The sequence below is a fragment of the Anaerovibrio sp. JC8 genome (assembly GCF_002100115.1).
Taxonomy (GTDB): domain Bacteria; phylum Bacillota; class Negativicutes; order Selenomonadales; family Selenomonadaceae; genus Anaerovibrio.
Genome location: NZ_ANBM01000002.1, coordinates 70464 through 94963, shown reverse-complemented (window position 1 = coordinate 94963; position 24500 = coordinate 70464). Strand labels below are relative to the sequence as shown.

The 24500-nt window shown below is 47.7% G+C and carries 19 protein-coding genes; all 19 read left to right on the top strand.

The genetic code is table 11. From position 1 onward, the window contains the following. The first annotated feature begins 10 nt into the window (after positions 1-10). The 19 genes from sucD (at position 11) to D081_RS02060 (ending at position 24438) form a co-directional block, all read left to right on the top strand. Positions 11-913, top strand: a complete 903-nt coding sequence (gene sucD / locus D081_RS02150; protein ID WP_027405992.1) for a succinate--CoA ligase subunit alpha — start codon at positions 11-13, stop codon at positions 911-913. A 352-nt stretch (positions 914-1265) separates the two neighbouring features. Next, positions 1266-2288 (top strand): rod shape-determining protein, encoded by a 1023-nt coding sequence (locus D081_RS02145; protein ID WP_085022491.1) that lies wholly within the window; start codon positions 1266-1268, stop codon positions 2286-2288. A gap of 22 nt (positions 2289-2310) precedes the next feature. Next, positions 2311-3120, top strand: a complete 810-nt coding sequence (gene flgF, locus D081_RS02140; protein ID WP_085022490.1) for a flagellar basal-body rod protein FlgF — start codon at positions 2311-2313, stop codon at positions 3118-3120. A gap of 130 nt (positions 3121-3250) precedes the next feature. Next, entirely contained in the window at positions 3251-4042 is a 792-nt protein-coding gene (gene flgG / locus D081_RS02135; RefSeq protein ID WP_085022489.1) for a flagellar basal-body rod protein FlgG, read from the top strand. Continuing rightward, on the top strand, positions 4042-4788 hold the full coding sequence (gene flgA, locus D081_RS02130) for a flagellar basal body P-ring formation chaperone FlgA (RefSeq protein ID WP_085022488.1): 747 nt from the start codon (positions 4042-4044) through the stop codon (positions 4786-4788). Before flgG ends, flgA begins: the two co-directional genes overlap by 1 nt. A gap of 67 nt (positions 4789-4855) precedes the next feature. Then, positions 4856-5422 carry a flagellar basal body L-ring protein FlgH gene (locus D081_RS02125; RefSeq protein WP_369823983.1) on the top strand — a complete coding sequence of 189 codons (567 nt, stop codon included), beginning with the start codon at positions 4856-4858 and terminating at the stop codon, positions 5420-5422. Between the two features lie 28 nt (positions 5423-5450). After that, positions 5451-6566: a flagellar basal body P-ring protein FlgI gene (locus D081_RS02120; RefSeq protein ID WP_085022486.1), complete on the top strand. Its 1116-nt coding sequence runs from the start codon at positions 5451-5453 to the stop codon at positions 6564-6566. Positions 6567-6578: 12 nt separating this feature from the next. Beyond that, a complete protein-coding gene (locus D081_RS02115) occupies positions 6579-7055 on the top strand; it encodes a rod-binding protein (protein WP_085022485.1) in 477 nt (158 codons plus the stop codon). Between the two features lie 82 nt (positions 7056-7137). Further along, positions 7138-8631, top strand: coding sequence for a phosphodiester glycosidase family protein (locus D081_RS02110; protein ID WP_158087526.1), 1494 nt, complete (start codon positions 7138-7140; stop codon positions 8629-8631). 184 nt (positions 8632-8815) lie between these two features. Further along, positions 8816-10840, top strand: coding sequence for a SpoIVB peptidase S55 domain-containing protein (locus tag D081_RS02105; protein WP_085022483.1), 2025 nt, complete (start codon positions 8816-8818; stop codon positions 10838-10840). Between the two features lie 95 nt (positions 10841-10935). Then, the gene (locus D081_RS02100; protein ID WP_085022482.1) at positions 10936-11706 is read left to right on the top strand and encodes an ABC transporter permease; all 771 of its coding nucleotides are present in this window, start codon (positions 10936-10938) and stop codon (positions 11704-11706) included. An 18-nt stretch (positions 11707-11724) separates the two neighbouring features. Next, positions 11725-12465, top strand: a complete 741-nt coding sequence (locus tag D081_RS02095) for an ABC transporter ATP-binding protein (protein ID WP_085022481.1) — start codon at positions 11725-11727, stop codon at positions 12463-12465. 2 nt (positions 12466-12467) lie between these two features. Continuing rightward, a complete protein-coding gene (locus D081_RS02090) occupies positions 12468-13745 on the top strand; it encodes an MlaD family protein (protein WP_085022480.1) in 1278 nt (425 codons plus the stop codon). 76 nt (positions 13746-13821) lie between these two features. After that, entirely contained in the window at positions 13822-15177 is a 1356-nt protein-coding gene (locus tag D081_RS02085; protein WP_085022479.1) for a TolC family protein, read from the top strand. Between the two features lie 113 nt (positions 15178-15290). Next, positions 15291-19709, top strand: coding sequence for a translocation/assembly module TamB domain-containing protein (locus D081_RS02080; RefSeq protein ID WP_085022478.1), 4419 nt, complete (start codon positions 15291-15293; stop codon positions 19707-19709). A gap of 13 nt (positions 19710-19722) precedes the next feature. Beyond that, entirely contained in the window at positions 19723-20355 is a 633-nt protein-coding gene (locus tag D081_RS02075; protein ID WP_085022477.1) for a sigma-70 family RNA polymerase sigma factor, read from the top strand. A 136-nt stretch (positions 20356-20491) separates the two neighbouring features. Beyond that, entirely contained in the window at positions 20492-21055 is a 564-nt protein-coding gene (locus D081_RS02070; RefSeq protein WP_085022476.1) for a hypothetical protein, read from the top strand. Positions 21056-21103: 48 nt separating this feature from the next. Continuing rightward, entirely contained in the window at positions 21104-23083 is a 1980-nt protein-coding gene (locus tag D081_RS02065; RefSeq protein WP_233127393.1) for an outer membrane protein assembly factor, read from the top strand. Further along, a complete protein-coding gene (locus D081_RS02060) occupies positions 23083-24438 on the top strand; it encodes a hypothetical protein (RefSeq protein ID WP_085022475.1) in 1356 nt (451 codons plus the stop codon). Before D081_RS02065 ends, D081_RS02060 begins: the two co-directional genes overlap by 1 nt. The last annotated feature ends 62 nt before the right edge of the window (positions 24439-24500 follow it).

The window sequence follows — 24500 nt, the reverse complement described above, 5'->3', positions numbered from 1 at the left end:
GTCTGCTGACATGGGTGTTTTAATTAATAAGGATACAAAGGTAATTGTACAGGGTATTACTGGTAAGACGGCAGCCTTCCATACCAAGCAGATGCTGGAATATGGCACCAACATTGTGGCTGGTGTTACTCCGGGCAAGGCTGGTCAGACCGTAGAGGGTGTACCTGTTTATGATACTGTAGAGGATGCAGTAAAGGCTACTGGTGCAACTGCTTCCGTAATTTTCGTTCCAGCCCGCTTTGCTGCTGATTCTATTATGGAAGGTGTAGAGGCTGAGCTGGATTTGGTAGTATGTATCACTGAGCATGTTCCTGTTCAGGATATGATAAAGGTTCGCCGTTACATGGAGGGCAAGAAGACCCGCCTTATCGGTCCTAACTGCCCTGGTATTCTCACTGTTGATGAGGCCAAGATGGGTATTATTCCTGGTTACATCCACAAGAAGGGCCATGTAGGCGTTATTTCCCGCTCCGGTACCCTGACCTATGAGGCAACCTTCCAGCTGTCCAATGCCGGTATCGGTCAGACCACAGCCATTGGTATCGGTGGTGACCCTATCAAGGGTACTGATTTCATCGATGCTTTGAAGCTCTTTAATGAGGATGATGAAACCAAGGCTATCATGATGATTGGTGAAATCGGCGGTACTGCTGAGGAAGAGGCTGCCCAGTGGATCAAGGAGAACATGAAGAAGCCGGTTATTGCCTTCATCTCTGGTGTACAGGCGCCTCCGGGCAAGCGCATGGGCCATGCCGGTGCTATTATCGCCGGCGGCAAGGGTACTGCAGCTGACAAAATCAAGGCTTTGAACGCTGTAGGTATTCCGGTTGCCGAGACTGTGGCAACCATGGGTGAGACTGTGGTTAAGAAGCTGAAGGAAGCCGGCATTTACGACGAGTGCCATACTTGCTAAGTAAGACGTCACAATTGAATAAATCTTAGGAGTCGGGGGACTGCTATACGAAAGCATTAGGGCGAAGGTCGTTAATAAACTGCTTTTTGCATTCCTGCATTAGCTGAAAAAATTATTTGTTTGAGCGACGCGAAGCTAGTCCTGTAAGGGCGAAGCGAGTTATAATTTTTTTAGCTATTTAATAAAGCAAAACAGTTTTAGACCTGAGACCCGAGCTGAGTATAGCAGTTCCTCGGCTCTTTCTTTTTTTTATTGAAAACTTTGCCCTTTTATATTATATTTAGTATATATCGATAAAAATAGGCGAGGTGTGTTTAGTGCGCCTGTATATAGATGGAAGGAAGATGTTTTAATGTTTGGTATGTCAATGGATATTGGCGTTGATTTGGGTACAGCAAATGTTTTGATATACATAAAGGGCAAGGGAGTGGTGCTGCGGGAGCCATCTGTGGTGGCGGTGGACCGGGATACCAATAAGGTTTTGGCCGTTGGTGAGGACGCCCGTCGTATGATTGGCCGTACTCCGGGAAATATTGTGGCTATTCGTCCTCTCCGTGATGGCGTTATCAGCGACTACGATATTACTGAGGCCATGCTTCGTTACTTTATCGAGAAGGTTACAGGACATAGCTTTGTTTTCCGTCCCCGCATTATGATTTGTGTTCCTTCCGGTGTTACCATGGTGGAGCAGCGGGCGGTTCAGGAGGCTGCAGAGCAGGCTGGGGCCAGAAAGACCTTCCTTATTGAGGAGCCTTTGGCAGCGGCCTTGGGTGCCGGACTTGATATTTCCGAGGCCTACGGCTCCATGGTGGTGGATATTGGCGGTGGTACCACTGATGTGGCTGTTATCAGCCTTGGCGGCATTGTGGCCAGTGACAGCCTGCGTACTGCCGGGGATGCCTTTGATGAGGCAATTATTGACTATGTTAAGCGCAGCTTTAACCTGATGATTGGTGAACGCACTGCCGAGGATATAAAGGTTACCATTGGCGCGGCCTTCACCGGGGCCAGAAATGGCAAGCTGGAGGTTAAGGGCCGTGATATGCTCAGTGGTCTCCCAAAGCTGGTGGAAATGACCACTGACCAGGTGGCAGAAGCACTTAATGAGCCGGTTACCAAGATAGTGGAATGCGTCAAGAAGGTGCTGGAGGAGTGCCCTCCGGAGCTGGCAGCGGATATTATGGACAGAGGTATTGTCCTGACAGGCGGCGGTGCTATGCTTTATGGTCTGGATGATTTGATTCACCGTGAAACCCAGATTCCGGTAGGTCTGGCTGATGATGCCCTGTCCTGTGTGGCACTGGGCACTGGCAAGGCGCTGGAACATATTGATAAATTGGACGACAAGAAATCCATGTCTTTCTGGAGAAAGTAACGTGTAAAAGGGAGGATTAAGTATGTGGCGAGGACTTTATACAGCTGCTACGGGCATGATTACGGAGTCATACCGTACAGACACTATTGCCAATAATCTGGCAAATGCCAATACCACCGGCTTTAAACGTGATGATGCTGTCAGCAAGGAATTCGAGCCAATGCTGATTCATAGAATAGATGATTTGTCCAAGGTTCAGCGGGATGTTACCACCTTCAAGGGATTCTCACTGAACAACAATGCACCTGTTATCGGCCAGCTGGGCATGGGCTCCGAGGTGGATGAAATAGTTACCGACCACTCCCAGGGGGCTTTCCAGTCTACGGGCAATCCTTTTGATTTGGCTATTTCCGGAGAGGGCTATTTTATGGTGGATACCCCTCAGGGGCAGCGATATACCAGAGATGGTAATTTCTATCGTACTGCCACCGGACGGCTGGTAAACGTCAGTGGGCATAATGTGTTGGATAACCGTGGCCGCCCTATTGATATTCCGGATGAAGCCACTACCATCATTGTGGGACCCAATGGCAATATAACCATGGATGATAATGTGCCTGTGGCCCAGATTGGTTTGTTCCAGTTTGATGGGGGCGATCAGGTGATGATAAAGCAGGGAGATAATCTTTATCGTACCAATGGCAACCCGCGCCGCATGAATGCCACCGGGGAGATTCAGCAGGGTATGCTGGAGCGTTCCAATACCAATGTGGTTTCGGAAATGGTAAACATGATTGCCAATTATCGTGCCTATGAGGCCAATTCCAGGGCTGTAACTACCCAGGACACCATGCTCGAAAAGTCCGTCAATGAAGTGGGACGTAATATGTAAATTCGGACATTGAGTTTAATGGTTTTCTAATGTAACCATTAAGGAAATCCAATGTTTTGACGATATAGTAGGATAAGATGAAATCGTGTTTTGTTTTGGTCGTGTTATATAAAATGGAGGTTTTTGCCTTATGATGAGATCATTATGGTCTGCTGCTTCCGGCATGAAGGGCGAGCAGAAACAGATGGATGTGCTTTCACACAATATTGCCAATGTTAATACCTATGGTGCCAAGCCTCAGCGTGCAGAATTTCAGGATCTGATATATCAGACATTGCGGGCCGGCGGTGCGGAGAGCGGTGACGGTACTATGTTCCCAACCCCTGTACAGATTGGTCTTGGTTCCAAGTTCTCTGCAACTACCAGAGTTTTTACCCAGGGTAATATTCAGGTTACTGATAATGTTACAGATATAGCCATTGAGGGTGAGGGCTTTTTCCAGATTCTCCTGCCGGACGGAACTACTGCCTATACCAGAGATGGTTCCTTCAAGGTGGATGCTGACCGCAATCTGGTTACCACGGACGGCTATCCGCTGACCCAAAATATTCAGTTTGATGCCAATGCTCCTGCGGACAGTATTACCATTTCGTCCACTGGTGCGGTTTCTGATACTCCGGCTGGTGGTACTCCTACTGTTATCGGTCAGATTACCTTGGCCAGATTCCTGAATCCTTCCGGTCTGACTTCTATCGGCAAGAATTTGTTTATTGAGTCCGCTGCATCCGGCCAGCCTCTTGAAAATAATCCTGGCACAGACGGCACTGGTACTCTTATTCAGAGTGCATTGGAAATGTCTGCTGTTCAGATTGTTGATGAAATGGTTAATATGATTGTAGCTCAGCGTGCCTATGAGTCCAACTCCAAGGCTATTACTACTTCCGACTCCATGCTGGAGATTGCCAACGGGTTGAAGCGCTGATGAATAAAGTCCTTGGCTTATTACTGGCAGTTTTTTTACTGCTGCCTTTATCGGCTTCCGAAGGAGCCAAGGTGGTGGTTGCCCCCACAGCTCAGTTACCCCAGGTGATTTTGCGGGAGCACTTGATTCAGCAGGCTGTTATTGGCATTGAGGATTATCTCCAAAAAGGTGGGGAACTTCGGCGTTATACCATCGAGGCAATAAATGCCCCGGCGGGGCTAAGGTTGCCGGAAGGACGTGTAACCTATAGAGCGACTCTTCCCAATGGAGTTAGACTCAGCAAGGGAACCCAGGTAAATGTGGATGTGCTTTTGGATGGCAGTAAATATGTTACTATGCGGTGTATGATGCGGGTACGTGTCTTTGACCAGATGGTGACGGCCAGCAAGCAGCTGATACAGGGCAATGTGATTACAGCACAGGACCTGCGGATAGATGAGCGTGAGTACAAGGGCGAAAACTGGAAATATTTCACGGACATGAGCCAGGTCATCGGCAAGGTGGCCAGCCGCGGAATCTCTCAGGGAGAGATTATCACTTCAAGGAATATCCAGAATCCTGTGATTATCCATTCCGGTGATTTGATAGATCTTTCTGCGGTGATTAATGGCATTAGAGTGACTACCCAGGGCAGGGCCATGGAAAATGGCCGTGAGGGGGACTATATTAACGTGAAGAACATGACCTCCGGCAAGGTGGTCAGAGGCAAGGTTATTGATAAGAACAACGTGGAGATTTCGCGTTGATATTGTATGATTTGATTGTTAAAGTTGGGGGCAGGTGACCTTTATGAAATATATTTTGTCCGTTATTATGGGGACAATGATGTTTTTTCAGATGGGAATAATGATTCCGTCCACCGCCGGGGCTGTAAGCCTGTGGAGTGAGGACAGCCGTAATATTTTTATGGATCACAGGGCTTCCCAGGTGGGAGATATTGTAACCATTATTATAAGTGAGACCGCCAGTGCCTCAACTTCCAAGAATTCCAGTAATTCCAAATCCGGCAGCCAGGACCTTGGTGCCGGTATTGGTATTTTTGACTTTTTGACTGCGGCAAGTGCCAGCCAGAAGGACAGCTTTGATGCCAAGGGCAGTGCCACCAATACCAATACGGCCAAAGGCACTATAACAGTGACGGTTGTGGATGTGGCACCAAATGGCAATTTGATAATTGAGGGCAGCCAGTCTATCTGGAATAACAAAAATGAACACAAGATTACCCTTCAGGGAATTATCCGTCCTGAAGATATTACCTATCGTAATACCATTCCTTCCAATAAGGTGGCGGAGGCAACCCTGAGGTTTGATGGCAAGGGCCCATTGAATGCTAAGCAGAGACAGGGTATTCTCACTCAGATTTTCAACTTCCTGTTCTAATTATACGGAGCACTACGGAGGATTCAGAATGAAACGCATTGTGAAGATATTATCACTGGTGATGTGCCTGTGTGTGATGGCCACCAGTGTGGTGTTTGCGGACAGCGCAACTACCAGAATAAAGGATATTGCCAAGGTTCAGGGGGTTCGCTCAAACCAGCTGGTGGGCTACGGTCTGGTGGTTGGTTTAAATGGTACCGGTGATTCCAACAAGATGACCCCTACCATTCAGTCCATCGGCAATATGATGTCTTCCTTTGGAATGGGCATCGAGGTTGCCGGCCTAAAGCCGAAGAACGTGGCAGCGGTTATTGTAACTGCTACTCTGCCTCCTTTCGTAAGAGAAGGAGATAATATTGATATTACTGTTTCCTCCATTGGTGATGCCACCAGTATTCAGGGAGGTACTCTGGTACAGACACCGTTGAAGGCCGCCAATGGCAATGTATATGCTGTGGCCCAGGGTGCGGTGTCTACAGGCGGTTTCGTGGCAGGCCGTGGCGGCGGTTCCGCCCAGAAGAATTTTCCAACTGTAGGCACTACTCCAAATGGTGCCATAGTGGAGCGCACTGTGGAGGATGACTTGACCGAGCTGGGGGGGAAGCTGTCCCTTTCCCTTACCCATCCTGACTTTACCACTGCCAGCCGTATAGCGGCTGCCATTAACCGTAATTACGGCGGTATTGCCAAGGCAGCCAACCCTGGACGTGTAGATGTAACCATCCCGGCATATTATCGCAACGGTGTGGTGGATTTTGTGGCCAGTCTGGAGGACCTTTATGTTACTCCTGATAACGTGGCCAAGGTGGTATTGAATGAACGTACCGGTACTATTGTTATGGGTGGTAATGTTTCCGTTGACAGCATTGCCATTACTCAGGGGGGCCTCAGCGTAAGAATAAAGAAGGATACTGAGGTTGATCAGCCGGAGCCGTTCAGCATGGGACGTACTGTGGTTACTGAAGATGAAACCGCAGAGGTGGATGAGCAGACGGCAAATTCCATCGTTCTTCCAGCCACTGCCAATATTAATGATATTGTGGGGGCTCTCAATGCCGTAGGGGCAACTCCAAGGGATATTATTTCCATATTGCAGGCCATTAAGGCCTCTGGAGCCCTTCATGCAGATTTGGAGATTATCTAAGCAGGTGATGTTATGAATATAGATAACGTAAGCAGCAACTGGATAATGGCCCAGCAGGCCACTGACAAGGGGGCCAGGGCTGTGGAGGAGGCTCAGGGCTTCGCCGATGAGTTGAAGCGTGCCAGTGAATATGTGGCAAGACCACGGGTTAAGGCAACGGACCCGACAGGGGAGAAAACGCCTGAGCAACTGGCTTATGACAAGAAGCTGCGGGAGGCCTGTCAGGGCTTTGAAGCCATGTTCCTTAACATAATGTACAGGGAAATGCGTAATACCGTACCTGAGGACAGCCTCTTTGGAGAATCCAACGCAGACAAGATTTTGATGGATATGCGGGATACTGAAATGGTCAATCAGATGTCCAAGGCCGGAGGCGTGGGATTGGCTGATGTGCTTTATAAGCAGCTGACCCTTGAAGACAAGGCCAGGGCAGATTGGACTCAGCGGATAGAGAATATGAGTCCGAAGGACAAGGTCGTCAGGACTTGATTCAGTGGGAGATGAATTAATGGGGGCTATTGCAGGTAACGCAATAGCCCTCTTGCTATACCATTATAGGAGTTTATTATTTATGAATTTTAACAGGAAAAAAATTGCAGCTGCCTTTTTGGCGGCAGCTTTTACTTTAAATTTGGCAGGCTTTGCAGACAGTTCTGCCTATGGAGCAGCCAAGAAAAACAACAACAGACCGGGAGTACAGACTACTCAGTCGGTTAAGCCGGGACAGGCGGTCCAGAACGGCAGACAATCCCTGCTGAACAATATCCGGGTGGGGGATAATGCCAAATACACCCGTGTTGTGCTTGACTTGACCAATGCCAAGAAATATAAAACAGCGTATGAGAACAACAACACACGTCTCGTTATTACTATCGATGGTATTTCTACCCCTTTGGCAGCAGCTCCGGCTGGAAGAGGTGCCGTTAAGAACCTTATTTTGGGAAAATATGGGGATACTCTGCAGGTTATAGTGGATATGCAGGCTGCTATGCCCAATAAAGTGTATACTCTGCAATATCCTAACCGCATCGTTATTGACATCAACAAGGAATATGAAGAAGAGTCTTTAGATAAGGTGGAGGATGGTCTCATGTCGGGCAAGTATGTCCGGGTGGACGGCAGGGGCATGCTGACGGCATATATGCTTGATATTGACCCATCCAAGTTTGATGTGACCATGGCCTTGGGAGCCGGAAAGGTGTCCTCAGGACTTCGAAAGCTGTCTACTATTGCCAGCAGCAATGGGGCTGTGGCCGGGGTAAATGGCGGTTACTTCGATTGGAGCGGTGATTTCCTCATTGGTGATATCCGCATTAACGGCAAGACCGCAGGAATCGGAACCCAGAACCGCACCGGGCTGATTAAGCGCAAGGACGGTTCCTATGATATTGGTCGGGGAAGCTACTCCGGTGGCGTGAATGTCAATGGCCGCAGTATTTCCTTCTGGGGTGTAAACTGCCCACGGGGTACTGATGCTATTATTATGTATAACTCCCTTTATGGATATTCCACCGGTACCAATGAGTTTGGTACGGAGTATGTAATTGTTAACGGCAGGGTGCAGGCAATTAACAAGGGTAACAGCGTCATTCCAGCCAATGGAGTGGTGGTATCTGTTCATGGCCAGTCCCAGGCATATTTTGCCGGTATTAAAATTGGTGACAAATTGACCGTGGAGGAAGGCTTCGGCCCTGAGGTGGGAGATGCTCCTGACTTTTATGGTGCAGGCCCTCAGCTGGTGGCCAATGGCCGTGTCAGTGTGGCTTCCTCTGCGGAGCAGTTTGGCAATGATGTGGCTGCAGGCCGTGCCCCAAGAACAGCAGTGGGGCTGAAGGATAACGGCCATCTGCTGCTGATGGTGGTGGATGGACGCCAGAGCCATAGTATCGGTGCATCCCTTACAGAAATGGGCCAGTTACTGGTCAAATATGGTGCTGTGAAGGGATTTAACCTGGATGGTGGCGGCTCTTCAGAAATGATACTGAACAATCGCATTGTGAATTCTCCTTCTGAAGGAGTAGAACGTCGTATAGGTAATGCTATGCTTGTAATGCGAAAGAACTAATATAATGGCAGGGGCAGTTAACTTGAACATTAAGCTGTGGTGCGTCAGAAAATAATATTTTTAGTGCCACAGCTGAGTGAAAGAAAACTGTTACTGCCGTTTTAAATTGTTACTGTCGTTTTTCAGATAGATAAGTTATAATTGTTTCTGTGAGGTGATTAAAATAAACAGATTTTTACATAGATTGAAAAGAAATACATTAGCTACTTGCATTGCCCTTAGCGTGTCTGTAAGCTCCGTCTGCTTTGCCATGCCGGAGATTATGCCTCTCACTGAGGTGACACCGGGCATGACTGGCAAGGGGTATACCATCATCGATCAGAGCGGGGAAATCCGTTCCTTTGATGTGTCAGTAGTTGGTGTAAATGGCAGCAGCAGCAAGCTGGCCTCACCGCGGATTCTGGTGGATTTGTCCGGAGATATGATCAAAACCACAGGTGGTATTGTTTCCGGTATGAGCGGTTCTCCCATTTATGTGGATGGCAAGCTTATCGGAGCCGCCTCTGCTTCCTTCAGCAATGTGTATCTTGATAAGCGGGTTATGGTAACTCCAATTGAATATATGCTTAAATTATGGGAGCTGCCGGATACAAAGAATAAGTCGGAGCTGCCACAGGTGGATTTGAAGAAAATCCGTGAGGAGGCAGCCAAGAAAGCAGAGGAAGAAGCCAAGGCCAAGGAAGAAAAAGCAACCAAGGATGAGAACGATAAAACAACCAAGGAAGAGGCTGACAGCAAGGACGCAGCAACAAAGGAAAATGTCAGCGGTGAAAAAGCATCTGAGGACAGCATAGCCGATAAGGATTATGTGACCAAGGAGGAGCTGGAAAATAAAAAGAAGGAGTCAGAGCCTGAGGAGAAGGTGGAGGCTCCTGAGAAAAACGATATTCAGGACAAGGAAAAGGCCTGGAAAATGGTTTCCGGCTTTACGGATAAGGGTGTGGACTTCCTTTCGGACAAGATTCCCGGCATAAAGCTGCGGGATGTGGCCAACTGGAATTCCAATGCAGGTCCGGCTACCATTGATTACAACGCATCACTGGAGCCTGGAGGAGCTGTAGGTGTGGCAGAAGTGGTGGGAGACTACTACATGGGTGCCATGGGTACAGTAACAGCCGTGGATGGCAGAAGGGTACTGGCCTTTGGACATGGCCATACCAACCGGGGCAATGTAAATTACTTTATGACTGGTGCGGATGTTTTTTCAACGGCCCATGGCCCGTTGGATGGTATGAAAATCGGTCATATGACCTCCATAATTGGCCGGGTTAATCAGGACCGCATTGATGGTGTGGCCGGCATCCTGGGGGAATATCCCCAGAATATACCAGTGATTCTTTCCGTTAATGACATTGATCTTTCCAATTCCCAGACCTATCACTCTCTGGTGGCTTATGATGAGGAAGTGGTACCTCTTTTGACAACGGCCATGGTTTATGATTCCATGTACAGGACGATAGACCGGGGCATGAATGGTACGGCCAAGGTGAATTTTACCATTCGTACCGATATGGGAGAAAATGGGAAAATTGAGCGTACCAACATGTTCTACAACGCCAATGACGTGGGCAAGCAGGCGGTGGCCGAGCTTAATGAGATAATGAACACCATATGCAACAACAAAGAGCGGGAGGCTAACATCTATGATGTCAAGGTGAATGTATTCATTGGTGAACAGCGCATGACGGCTTCTATTTTGTCAGCTACCCCTGATAAGACAGAGGCATGTGCCGGTGATACTGTAACCTTTAAGACTACCCTGAAGCCTTATCGTCAGGAAAAGATAACAGTGGATGTTCCTTATACTATTCCAAAGACCCAGCTTCCGGGGACACTGAATCTTGACCTTCATGGTGGCGGCCTTATAAATGTGGCCAAGCTTTTGTTGGCTCAGCAGGCTGGTGATGAATCCCTGGAGGAGGACCAGAATGTTAAGACCGAGACCAAAATCAAGGAAATGCTGAAGACTGCCAAAAACAATGATATTGTGGTGGAGCCGGCAGCGGCACCTATCTTGACTGATGAACAGCAGAAGGCTGCTGTCAAGGAGGCCATCAAGCTCTCCAAGAAGCTGGCAGAAAAGGGCAAAAAGGCCGCGGCAGACAATGGAAAGCCGGTAGAGGCAGTACAGAGCACCCCTACAGACTACGTTATAGAGAATGTAATACATACAACTTTAAAAATCGTGGAAAAAAAGGAGAAAAACTGATAATATTATGGCAGGGAAAGTTGACTTGAACAAGTGAAAGGAAACTGTACCTGCCATATTTATTTTTATGTTTTATGGAGGCTTAATAATAAATTATGTTTGTTAGGTTTCTGGAGATAATCGGTGCTTCAGTTTTGGAGCTGTTATATTTTATCGGCGATGTAATGCTGCTGTTTATCGGCGCGGTAAAGCAGATGCCGGTGAAGATTCGGCCCGGGCATGTAATCCGCCAGATGTCCCATCTGGGAGTGGATACCCTGCCTATTGTATCCCTGACCATGATGTTTACGGGAATGGTTATGACCCTTCAGGTGGCCAATGAGTTCGTCAAGATGGGGGCAGAATCCACCGTTGGCGGTATTATTGCCATTGCCATTGGCCGTGAGCTGGGGCCTGTACTGGTGGGAGTTGTGGCCGCCGGCCGCGTAGGCTCTGCCATGACGGCGGAAATCAGTACCATGAAGGTGACGGAGCAGATTGATGCCCTGCGGGTTATGGGCACAAATCCTTTGGGCTATCTTGTGGTACCTCGGATGCTGGCCTGCATGATTATGGTTCCCCTGCTGACGGTTTACGGCGATGTAATCGGCGTTTTTGGAGGCTGGTGTGTAGCCAAGATGTATGCTGGCATTTCCTCCCATGTATATGTGAACTCCATTCCGGAATATGCGGTGTTGAACGACATGACCGGGGGCCTGGTGAAGGCAGTGGTATTCGGAGTGGTTATAGCGGTATTGGGCTGCTATTACGGCATGAAGGCTCCGGAGGGGGCCGAGGGCGTTGGCAAGGCTACCACCCGTTCCGTAGTAAGTGCCATTATAGTTATTTTTATGTTGAATGTATTGCTGTCTATGGTACTGTATTGATGGTGTTGGAGACGGTTTATGATTAAAATTGAGAATGTATCCATGTCCTTTGGGGATAAAAAGGTATTGGACAACATAAATCTGGAAATAAAGGACGGGGAGACCCTGGCCATCATTGGTGGCTCGGGCTCCGGAAAGAGCACCCTGCTGAGGCTGATGATAGGGCTTAGCCGTCCCACTGCGGGAAAAATATGGCTGGGGGACAAGGATATTGCCCATATGTCGGAAAAGGAGCTGGATAAAATCCGCCTGCACATGGGTATGGTTTTCCAGTATTCCGCCCTGTTTGACTCCATGACCGTAGGAGACAATGTAGCTTTTGGTCTTAGGGAGCACACGGACTACAGCGATGAAAAAATAGCAGAAATCGTCCGGGAAAAGCTGGAGGTAGTGGGGCTGCCGGGGACCGAGGACATGATGCCCGGGGAGCTTTCCGGCGGTATGAAAAAGCGTGTAAGCCTGGCCAGGGCCATTGCCTTTGGGCCGGAGATTATATTTTATGACGAGCCCAGCTCTGGTCTTGATCCGATTATGACGGACAAAATAGATGAGCTGATTATTTCCACACAGAAAAAGCTGGGGGTAACCTCGGTGGTGGTAACTCACGACATGGACAGTGCAATTCACATTGCAGACAGAATAGCCATGATATATGAGGGAAGGCTCATAGCAGTTGATGCAGTAGATAAATTCCGCAGGATAGAGGATCCGCGGGTAAGGGCCTTCCTAAGGGGCCTGTATATTGGCAAGGAGGCATAGGGGTGAATACAGAGGTTAAGGTTGGTGCCTTTACGGTAGGGGGCTTGGCCCTGGTAATGGCAGTATTTGTATTTCTCACAAACTTCAGTTTTGGTGGGGACAAAAGCTATAATCTTTATGTGAATTTTGGGCAGGCCATAGGTCTGACTCCGGGAAATGCGGTGGCTTATGCCGGCGTTACTGTGGGCAGCGTGGAAGCAATCAGCCCCAATGGCCCCGGGGTTCTGGTGAAGGTAAAGATCAAGGATGAGGTTAAGATACCTAGAAAATCTGCCTTTACCATTACTTCAAACGGTGTAATGGGGGCAAAGTTTGTCAATATTCAGCCAGCCCAGGACAGTGACCTGTCAGACTGCTACCAGCCCGATGATTATGTGGAGGGGCAGGGTGAAACAGGCATTGATAACGTAATGGAGGGTGTCAGTGCGGCTCTGGACCAGGTTCATGAGCTTCTGGCCAATTTGAATGATATTATTGGCGATAATGAGACCAAGACAGCTTTAAAGGATATTTCCATGAATATGCGCCAGGTTACGGAAAACATGAATGTTATGACGGCAACCTTGGCCAATGTGGCGGTAAGCTCCCAGGATGATATCCGCAATATGGCCCGTAACCTCAATCTTATGACAGCCAGCCTCACCAGAAGTGCCAACAGTGTGGAGGCCATGGTAAATACCTTCAGTGGTGACGGCGCCACTGCGGAAAATCTGAAGGTGGCAGTGAATAATCTGTCTGAGGCCAGTGTGCGGCTCAATAATATGGCCAAATCCCTGGAGGGTGTGGTAACTGATCCTCAGGTGGCAGACGATTTGAAGACAACTATTCACAATACCAGAAATCTCACGGAAAGGGCGGACAATATGATGTCCAAGATTTCCAGCATCAAGGTTGGTGGTGGTCTGGAGACCATGTACAGTGGCAATAAGCATGACTGGTCCAGCAATCTTGATTTGGGGCTTTATAGTGGCAACAGCTACGGCAAGATTGGTGTCTCCGATATTGGCCGGGAGAATTACTTTAATCTCCAGGGGGGTACCCGCTCCGGCATGTTTGGAGCCCATGGTGGAATTATTGACAGCAAGGCGGGCCTTGGCATAGACCTTTTCGGGGGAAACAAGGTACAGCTGTCTGTGGATGCTTACGACCCAAATGATTTTAAGCTTCGCTCCCGGCTGCAGTTTGAGGTGGCACCGGATACATATCTTTTCACCCAGGTAAATGACATTAACCGTAGCCGTACCAGGGCAACCTATTTTGGCATACGGAGAAGCTTTTAAGTAAGGATTTTTAATCTGATTCTCATGTTTTTTTCAACAATTGGTAGTAATATTACCCTAGTGGAGGTATGTATTAATGAAAAATAATAGATTTAATAAATTAACTGCCATGGTGGTCGGCGGTATTATGACCATGTCTGTGGCCGGTATTGCTTTTGCTGAAACCATGGATGTAAATATTGATGATTGTATTAAAATGGCAATGGAAAACAATCATACTGTCAAAAGCTCCATTGATGACTATGATGCTGCCCTGTGGGCCCGTCATGCAGCCCGTCGGCAGCATGGTCCCAAGCTTAACTGGACCAGTGCAGCCCAGCGTGTTGGGGGCAGGGGCTATGACAAGATTCATGTGAACGCCTTGTATTCCAATACAGTGGCTGTCAGTATGCCGATTTATTCCGGCGGTCAGTTGGAGGGCTCCATCAAAGCGGCAGATTTGTCCCTGGATGCCAGTGAGCTGAGTGTAGAGGCCACAAAACAGAATATTAAGGCCAAAACCCAGTCGGCTTATTATAATGCCCTTAACTGCCGCAATCAGATAAAGGTAAATCAAGATGCTGTAAAGAATTTGACAGAGCATCTCAAAAATGTAAATGCCCAGTTTGATGCCGGAACTGTGGCCAAGTCGGACGTGCTGGCTTCTCAGGTTCAGCTTTCCAATGCCCAACTGTCACTTCTTTCTGCCCAGAACAATTATGATGTGGCTATTGCCACACTAAACAATGTGGTGGGACTTTCCAGCGGTACGGAACTGAATCTTAAGGATGAGCTGGGATATGTGCCTTATGAAATTTCTTTGGAACAGTGTTCTGAGTACGCTCAGCAGAACCGGCCTGATATTTTGGCTGCTGAGTACAAGGTGAAGATTGCCGAAGCTCAGCGGGATGTGGCTGCCTCCGGTAATTTGCCAAAGGTTAATGCCACTGTTTCCAAGACAATTACCGGTGAGACACCATTTAGCGAGGATGACGGTCCGGCAGAGGCTTTTTCTTCCCAAAATACTTGGTATGCCGGCATTGGTATCAGCTGGGATATTTTTGACAACAATGTAACCCAGGCAAAGGTCAAGCAGGCAAAGGCTGCCATCGAAAAGGCCAAGGAGGCTGCTCTGGAGGCCCGTGATACCGGTGATCTTGAGGTACGGACTGCTTATCTCAACCTTACTTCCGCAGAAAAGAGTATCGACACCGCCAAGGTGGCTGTGGAAAAGGCGCGGGATGATTACAAGATTGCCCAGGTCCGCTATTCTGCCGGCGTGGGTACCAATTTGGATGTAATGGATGCAGAGGAGAAGCTGGTGGCTGCCCAAAGCAAATATTACAACACCCTCTATCAGTACAATTCCAGCAAGGCTGCCCTGGACCGTGCCATGGGTATCATGGTGGACTTGGATGTAAGCAAATTTCAGGATAAATTGGCAAAAAATTAATATAATTTTCAAATAGTTTACAGTTTATTATGTTATACTTTAATTGCAATATGCATTAGTGATAATAACTGCCGCGTTATTGCGTGGCAGTTTTCTTTTTAGGGGGATGTTGGATGGACCGTAAGGTAATGGGGAAGGGCCTTGGCCTTCTGGCCGTGGTCTTTATAGTAATGGCCTGCATTTACGGTTATATTTCATCTTCTGTCTTTATGGCGAAAGCAGCGGAAAACGCAGCTTCCATTGCCGGTGAGGTGCTGGATACCAAAGTCGAAATCGGCCTGGTGAAGGTGGAATCCTTTAACTCTGTGGATATAAAGGACATTGCTGTTTACGATAAGCAGGATAAGATTATTGCCAGGGTCGCTGATGCTAGGGTGGGCTTCAGCTACTTTAGTATGTTTAAAAATTCTGTTTCTGAGGGAATCAGGGATGTGTATCTTACAGATGTAGAGGCAGATATCCATCAGCGCAGCGACGGCTCCTGGAATTTTTCAGATCTTGTTTCTGAAGAGCCTTCCGATAACAAGTTTACCGGCATGGTACACATTGTTGGTGGTACGCTGAGAACAGTCTATAATGGTCAGGATATTCTGGTGGAGGATCTGCAGGCCGAGCTGGATTTTGACAATTATCCGGCAGTGCGTATAGAGGGAACCGCCAAACACCAGGGAGCCGAGGTAAAGGTGGCTGCCAGCTATGGTGGTCTTAAGGATACCTTTAATGTGGAAATTTACGACCTGGAGCTGGCCAATTATATTCCTTATGTTCCGGGAGGTACTATTCCTGAGGATATATTGCAGGCCGGCAGTATTCGGGGCAGGGTAACCAGGGTTGTGGCAGCTGGAGAAAGGACAGGATCGGAGCTTTATTACAGCGGCGAGCTGGAGCTGCAGAACGGTGAGGCTATTATCCTCGATAAAAAGGTAGAAAATATAAAGGGACTCTTCTCCTTTACGGAGAAGGACGTTCAGGTGTTTATGAGTGCTGAAACCAGTGGACAGAGAGCTGCAGCCAAGGGAAAGGTGAAGCTGGTAGAGGGACGGCCAATTCTTGATTTGACGGTGACCTCCGACGGTTTTGAACCGGGAGTTCTTACAGATGATATTCCTTATAGTGGTCCGGTGGCCTTCAATGCCAGAGTTATGGGGGATGCCACCAATCCAGTGGTGGATGCTGATGTGAAAATTGACCGGGGCAGTGTCAGCGGCTATGATTTTACCAATTGCACTGCCAGGGTAAGGTATGCTGAGCAGGCTGTTACGGTTACCGGGCTCAATGGTGACATCTTCGGTGGGCATATAGCTGCCGAGGGCGATTTTGATGCCAAAAGCTTTGATTTTGCGGCCAAGGTTAAGGCGGAGGGAATCAACCTCAGTCAGGCAGCAGCCCATATTCCGGCTTTGGCAGAGGCCGGAGGGGTTGTATCTGCTGATGCTCTGTTGACGGGTAATGTCAATGATTTGACCAATACAAAGGTAACGTCTACTGTCAGCTCTAACGGAGCCAGCTATATGGGGGTTGGCGCCTCCCGTCTGGATGGTTCTCTGATTTATCAAAACCGCAGCCTTCATGTGGATTATCTCAGTGTCATGTTGGCCCGTGGTGGTGAAGTGGGGCTTCAGGGAGACATTCTTTTGGGTGAGGAGTTGGACATAAGCTTCTATGGTGCCGAGGTTGATTTGTCCCTGTTGCAGGATATTGAACCGGAAGCGGATGATATTACCGGTTTTTGGGACTTCCGGGGCAAGCTGAAGGGTACTTTGGATAATCCGGTAATAGGTGCCTCTTTTGCGGCCCGTGATGGTTTATTGTTCAGCCAGCCATTTAAAAGACTTCACGGCAAGGCCATCGGCGGCCTGCGGGGTGTGGGGGTGAAGGATTTTGTTATTGAAGGTGACAATGGCAACCGCTGGGAAGTAGATGGTATTGTGGGCTTTATGGGAGAAAGGAAGGTAAAACTGAACATTTCCACTAAAAATGCCCGCATGGAAAATATGTTGAAGGCCGTAGATGTGGATTTGCCTCTTACAGGAAGCGTGGATAATGAAATAGAAATAACCGGCACCTTGGATAATCCACTGGTGAATGGTCATTTTACTTACCGTTTGGGTAAGTTTAACGACGAAATTGTCATTCAGAGCATTACTGGTAATTATTCCTATGAAAATAATTTACTGACACTAAAGGACATACATATCCTTTCTCCTGGAATTCGGGCCTATATTGGCAACGGTACCATAACCTCCAAAGGAGACATGAATATTACGGTGGAAGCCAAAGATATAAATTTGGATGATTTTGATAAGCGGTCACCTATTCCTTTGGATGGCTATATCGACTTTACAGGTACCCTGACGGGAAATGTGGAGGCACCAATCTTCCACGGCACTGTGGCTTCCAAGGGTATTGTTGTTCGTGGTGAGGAATTCGATGAGGTGGCGGGAGACATTGATTACCGCAACCACCGTATTTTCTTCAAAAATATGTACGTAAAGCAGGGAGAGGGCAAGTATACCCTTAATGCCAGATATAATTCTGCAACAGAGGCTATTGGTGGCAGCATTACTTTGGAAAATGTAGATATCAAGTCTTTGGGGGTCGTTGCTGGCTGGGAGAATAACAATATTACCGGACGGCTTAACGGCAACTGTAATATTGCGGGTACTGTCCAGAATCCGAGTCTGGTATTTGGCGCCTATGTTACGGATGGCCGTTTTGGCAAATATCCAATCAATGATGTTTATTGCAGCGCAACCCTTGATAATAGGGTTATTACCATAAAGAGTCTTACAGGCACAGAGGGAGAACACGGTAGATTCACTGTCATGGGTACTGTGGATTTGGATGGAGAACTGTCCTTGACGGCAGATGCTTCAAATATTGATGCGGGGGCGCTGGCCGGAGCTGCCGGATATGTTGGTGATATTACTGGTAAGGTTAACTGCCATGTAGAGGCTGCAGGAGAAACTGTCAACCCTATGGCGGAAATTACTTTGACTGGTGAAAACCTTGGAGTTCAGGGGGCTGCCCTGGATAGTATTTCTGGAAAATTCAAGCTTCAGGACAAGACTGTTCATATTACTGAGCCTTTTATTGCCAAGAAAATGGTGGGGAATAATGCCAACAGAGTTGTGGTGAGCGGTTATGCACCCTTGGGGGCTTTCCGGTCTGATGCTTCTGATAGCAATGAGCAGATGAATCTAAAGGTATCCCTGGAGGATGCGGATCTCAGCCTATTGCCAACCTTGTCAAAATATATTGAGTGGGCAGTGGGACCTACAGATGGTACAGTCAATATAACCGGTACTGCAAATCATCCATCCTTTGAGGGGAATATCGTGGTATCTGACGGTGCATATAAGATAAAGGGCGTGACCAAGCCAGTAACCGATGTGGGGCTGCGTCTTTCCATGTTGGGTAGCACTTTTATGCTGGAGAACTGCACCGGCAGGATGGGTGAGGGCACATATAAACTGACAGGCTATGCAGAAGTTGATGGCCTGACACCTGTAAGCTATCATCTTGGTTTTGATGCTGATAAATTGGATGTGAAATGTGATTTCTTCAGGGGGCCACTGACCACAACTATTAATCTTGACAGCCTGGAGACACCTGATGGAACAATTCCTAAATTATCGGGACGCTTGTTCCTGGAAAATGATGTTATTTCCACACCGCCAATTCCTACTGATAGTACGGAAATGCCGGAGGTGGGGCTGGATTTTGATGTGGAGCTGGGCAAGGGAGTCCGTTTTGTCAGTGCAAATCTGGGGAATCTGTTGCTTGTAGGGGAGGCTCATTTTAAGGGTACAACCCTTGCCCCCCACACCAGTGGGGCCATTACTGTGAAGAAGGGTACTGTCAACTATCTGAAAACCAATTTCATGGTGTATGAGGGGGCTATAAACTTCAATAGAAATGACAGCCTTTATCCTTCAATTACGTTGAAGGCAGGTACCAAGGTGGCAAGTACCCATGTGTATGTAAGTCTTGAGGGGCCGGTAGAGCACATGAGATTTAAGCTGATGTCATCACCGCCTATGTCGGAGCAGAATATCATTCAGCTTCTGACACTTAGAAGTGATTTCAATGCAAATATGAGTGATTCAGCCAAATTTGCAGCTATGTTCAATGTGGGACTGCAAATGACGGTTCTTTCCGAGGTGGAAACAGCCCTTCGTAATGCCCTTGCACTGGACCTGTTCTCCATAGAACGGGATACCTCGGAATATCTTAATAAAAAAACAGGCGACAAAAATTATGCGGAAGTGTATAATATCAAATTGGGTAAATATATATCTGACAGATTTTTGCTGACCTATACCAAGAGTGTTAACACCAACGATTATAGGGCAGGAATTGAATATGAGCTGACAGATAATACGGAGCTTATATATTATCGTGATGAGGATAATGCCAATATTTTTGGTATAGGGGCACGGTTTAGATTTTCCACGGCTTCTCCAGGAAATGACGTGGTGGAGGAAAAATTCATTTATGATGATATGGGCTACGCAAGAATAACCCGCTAAAAGAAGGTATGTTATGAAGCTGTCTGAGTACATGCAGGAACTTAATAAGGTGCAGGTGCTAGAACCAGAGAGGGAACGGGAGCTGTGGTATGATTTTAAGCATCATCACAGTGCTGAGGCCCGCCGCTACATCATTGAGGCTTATCAGCCACTGGTGTTTAAGACAGCCATGCCATTTAAGGATATGGATAACATTATGGATGTCATCCAGGAGGGAACAGTTGGGCTTATTGAGGCTGTAGAGAGCTTTGATCCTGATAGGGGTGTGGCCTTCAGCCTTTATGGCGTCTATCGCATAAGGGGCCGTATGTACCGCTATTTAAAGGAAGAGGGCAATGCAGATATTGCCTGTCTGGAAGCGGAAATGGAATCCGGATTGTCCAGATTGGATATGTTGGCGGATATGGGGACTCCCATACCGGAGCTGGCGGAAATCCGGGTGGCATCCGACATGGTTATGGAGGCCATAGACCGGCTTCCCCATAAGGAGCAGCTGGTATTAAATCAGGTTCTTGTAAACAGTCAGGAGATAAAGGATGTGGCTGATATGCTAAATGTCAGCACTGCCCACATATATCGCCTGCAAAAAAGCGGAGTCCGCCGGATTCGGGGGATGTTGTCCCGTTTTATGCATAACTGGAAGTAGGTGGTATAAGGCAGGGAAACGGACATATTGGGAGATTTTGCCCAAATTCGCCGTTTTTCACCTTAATTTCATGTTTTGTGTTTAGGATTAAGCTTGTGATTATATTCCATGGGAGCGTTTGCTTGTGGAGGCTTTTATGGATAAAGAACGCAAAATAAAGGACAATAAGGCAATAAAAAAACATATATCGGCAGCCAGGGATTGGCTGGGCAGGGCTGAAAGCTCCATGGACAAGGAAAACAATCTGCGGGGGGACCTGGATGTCATGCTGGCTCAGGCTGAGCTTCAGCGGGCCCAGGAAACCAAGTTTGGCCATGGATGGCGGAAATGGCTGCTGCGGCTGGCACCACTTGTTGTTGCGGTGCTGGTCGGAATAGGCTATTTGGCGTTTCTTCATAGCAGCAGGCCGGCAGAGGTTCCCGCCAATGTACCTAAAGTGAATGAGCAGGATACTTCCTCTAAAGGTTTGGAGAAAGCCCAGATGGTGGAGGTACCACCATCCTTGGAGGCACATGAATCTGTTGCACCAAAGAGTGCAGACAGTACTGAATCAGGCTTCGTGCGGCAGGAGATTCCGGCAGTTGAGAATGTACAAAGGGTACAGCAACCTGCCAGAGAAGCTTACAAGCCGCCGGGTGAGGTGCCTGATGCTGAGATGCAGCAGCTGATGCAGGCTGCGGGCAAGACATTAAGGGAATAAAAAATTAAATTAATATAAAAAAGAAATATATTACAGGAGGTTTTTCCTTTGAGATTTACTTCAAAGAATTCCAAAAGAAATATTAAGGCTTTGGCTTTTGCCGTGGCAATGACAACAAGCCTTTCTGCAGCCCAGGTGGTTTCTGCCGAGGAGCCGGTTGATTCCGCTGTAGTATTCAATATGAAGGATGGCAAAATGGCAGCCGTTGCGGAGAACGGTGCCATGGCAGATATCAGGGATAAGCAGACTGGTGCCACTAATGAGGACAGGGCCGGTGCAGCAGAAAATGTTACCAATACTCCGGACACAGCTGCAGCAGCCAAGGAGGCAGCTGCGAAATGGAATGGGGAAAGACCTACTGATGCAGAGGTTACAACAGCAGCCCAGGCTCTGGTGGGCAAGACCATTATGGATATTAAGGTTGAGGGGGCCACAGAGGATGTGTACAATACTGCCAAGCTGTCCCTTTACTCCAAGGTGGGGGATACGCTGACTATTGATGGACTGTCCAAGGATGCCAACAATATTTATGAAACTGGATATTTCTACGACCTTTATCCAAGCTTTGAGGAAATTCCTGAGGGAGTAATCGTTACTTACCACGTGTTTACGACCCCAATTATTTCTGATATTGAGATTACCGGCAACAGTAGCCGTGAATCCACGGACAAGCTGATTAATGCCATGCAGTTAAAGCCTGGTGATCGCCTTAACCGTGTTTCCCTGCAGGAGGATCTGGCCAATATCAAGAAGGTCTACACCAATGACGGTTATATTATGGCCAAGGTCCATGATATGGGTATTGATGAGTATGGCAAGATTTCCATTCAGGTTAATGAAGGAATTTTGGAGGGCTACAGGGTCAAGGGCCTGAAGAAAACCAAGGAAAAGGTGGTTGTCCGTGAGCTTCGTACCAAGGTAGGAGAACCCCTTAACAAAAAGGATGTAGTCCGCAGCTATCAGCGCTTGTCAAAACTGAATTATTTTGAATCCATTGATATTAAGCCGATTCCTGGTGTAGAGCCTAATGCCTGCCTGCTGGAGATTGATTTAACAGAGAAGAATACCGGCACCTTTGGTGTAGGTGCCGGCTACAGTACAGCCGATGGTATCATTGGTATGATCAGCGTAGGTGATACCAATTTCCGTGGCGTTGGAGATTCTATTGGCCTTAGCTATGCCATGAGTGGTTCCAGTACCGATGCCCGGGGCTGGACATTCTCCTATCGCAAACCGTGGCTGGATAAAAAGGAAACGGCTGGAGTAATCAAGATTTATAATCGTACATATAGATATAACGATTATAATGAAAATGGAGATCTGCTGGAGGAAATGTTGCGTAGAGCCAAGGGCTTTGAATTTGGCTTTAGCCGTCCGGTAAGTGAGTATTCTTCCAATAGTATTTATTTTAAAAACAGTGATGATACCTATGATGCTCATAAATCCGGACCGATTGATCGCAGTAAGCCAGGATGGGCTGATTGGAACAGCAAAAACTTTGGACTGACCAGGTCCATTACATTGTCCCATACAACCGATACCCGTGATAACATTATGTATCCAACAGATGGTCATAATGTAATTTTAGCAGCGGAGTTTGCCGGCTTGGGTGGTGACTTTAAGTATCAGAAGTATACCATTGATGATTCCGTATATCGGAAGGTGGGCCGAAATCAGATTGTAGCCCTGCGTAATTGTTATGGTCATTCCACCAGTGACTTAAGCTATTTCAATAAGTTCAGAATCGGTGGTCAGGGAACTCTCCGTGGTTATCGTGATGACCAGTTCCGGGGCAACAGCATGTATGTTGGCAGCCTGGAATTCCGCTTCCCATTGGCAAATAAGATAAAGGGAGCCCTGTTTACTGACTGGGGTGCTGCCTGGAATTCTGGTTGGGTACCAAAAGACTTCCATGCTTCCGTGGGCTTTGGAGTCATGGTGGATACACCGGTGGGACCAATCCGTATAGATGTTGGTCATGGTTCCCAGGGCAATAGGGTACACTTTAATGTTGGTGCATCCTTCTAATGGAGTGGCTGGAGTTTTGTAAAGCTAACTTAATAAAGAGATGTGCAATTTTTTTGATGCTGGCCATGGTTTCCGTGGCCGGTATCAGTTTTTCTTCTACTGATATTGCCAGTGCTGAGGCTGTGATTTCTTCCAAAGTTCATGGACAGGTGGAAGACGTTAGGGCTTCTGTTTTGGGTGATGGTCATATTCCCGTGGATGTATGCCAGAGGATGGAAAAGAGTGTCCAAGCCATTGGGAATCAGCTGCTGGAGGGCAAGAATATCGATGAAGTAGCATCACGTAGGAGCTATTATGAAGGTATTATACAGCAGGTATTTGACAAGGTGCTGGTTGGTTATACTGTTAAGTCAGTGACAATTGCACCAGGGGATAATCTGCAAATATTTGTTGAGTTGCTGGGCTGGAACGACAGGATAGAGTCCATCACCGTGGAAACACAGGTGATAGGCATGCCAGCGGTGGTGGAAAAGCTACTGTTGGATGATATTGCCGGCATAGACCAGCTTTTCAAGGAGATGCTGCAGGAGCTGCCGGTGGCGGCGGTGGATTGGACCAACGGAGTCATGAAGCATCGCGTAAGGGCTTTTATGCAGGAACGGGCACCGGAATTTCGGGCGGACTTTGATGTGGAGGTTGGCGAAAGCACCAAAGTTACAGTTGATATTTATCCTCTGCTTCCAGTGGTCCGAACCATTGATCTCTGTATGCGTTCTGATACGTTACCCAATGCGGCCCTGTTAATGGAGCGCCAGACCATGCAGGATGGTGCGGATATGTTCGTGGGAGTACCAGTGGCTTTTGTGAAGCGCCATCAGGACACCATACAGGATTTGTTGTCCCATCGCATTGATGATTTGGAGGAAGCCAAGTTCTGGGGTGTTCATACCAAAGTGACAATTACTCCGGCGGAGCGCATGGAGGTAATGAGCCGGTCAGATTCCAGCACGGTACTGGTCCGTTTTGAGGGCCGGGGGGAGTTGGGGCACAAGAGCCGCAATCAGGATGGTGAAATTATGTTCCGGGGGCTCTTTGGTAAGCAGCTGTCAGCCCGCGATGGTATATTTACTTTGATAGATTTCTATCCAAAGGATACCCGCTGGAATTTCGATCTGGGAGTTTATCGGGAGCTGGTGCCGAAAATTCGTGGCAATGTCCGTTATTCCCTTAGTGACAGCTACTGGAAGGCTGGGTTGGAATACAATTTCCACAAACGCTGGTCTCTCCTGTATGAATACCGTGGTCAGGATAGTATCAATGAGTTTGCCGTAAGGTATAAGCTACATGATTTCCTGTCGGTGGAGGCAGTCATGGATAATGATGATAAATGGCTTCGTTTTATAGGATATTTTTAATTTATATTTTATTGAATGAAATCTGATACTTTGTTATAATATGTGCAGTCATAGGGCGAGTT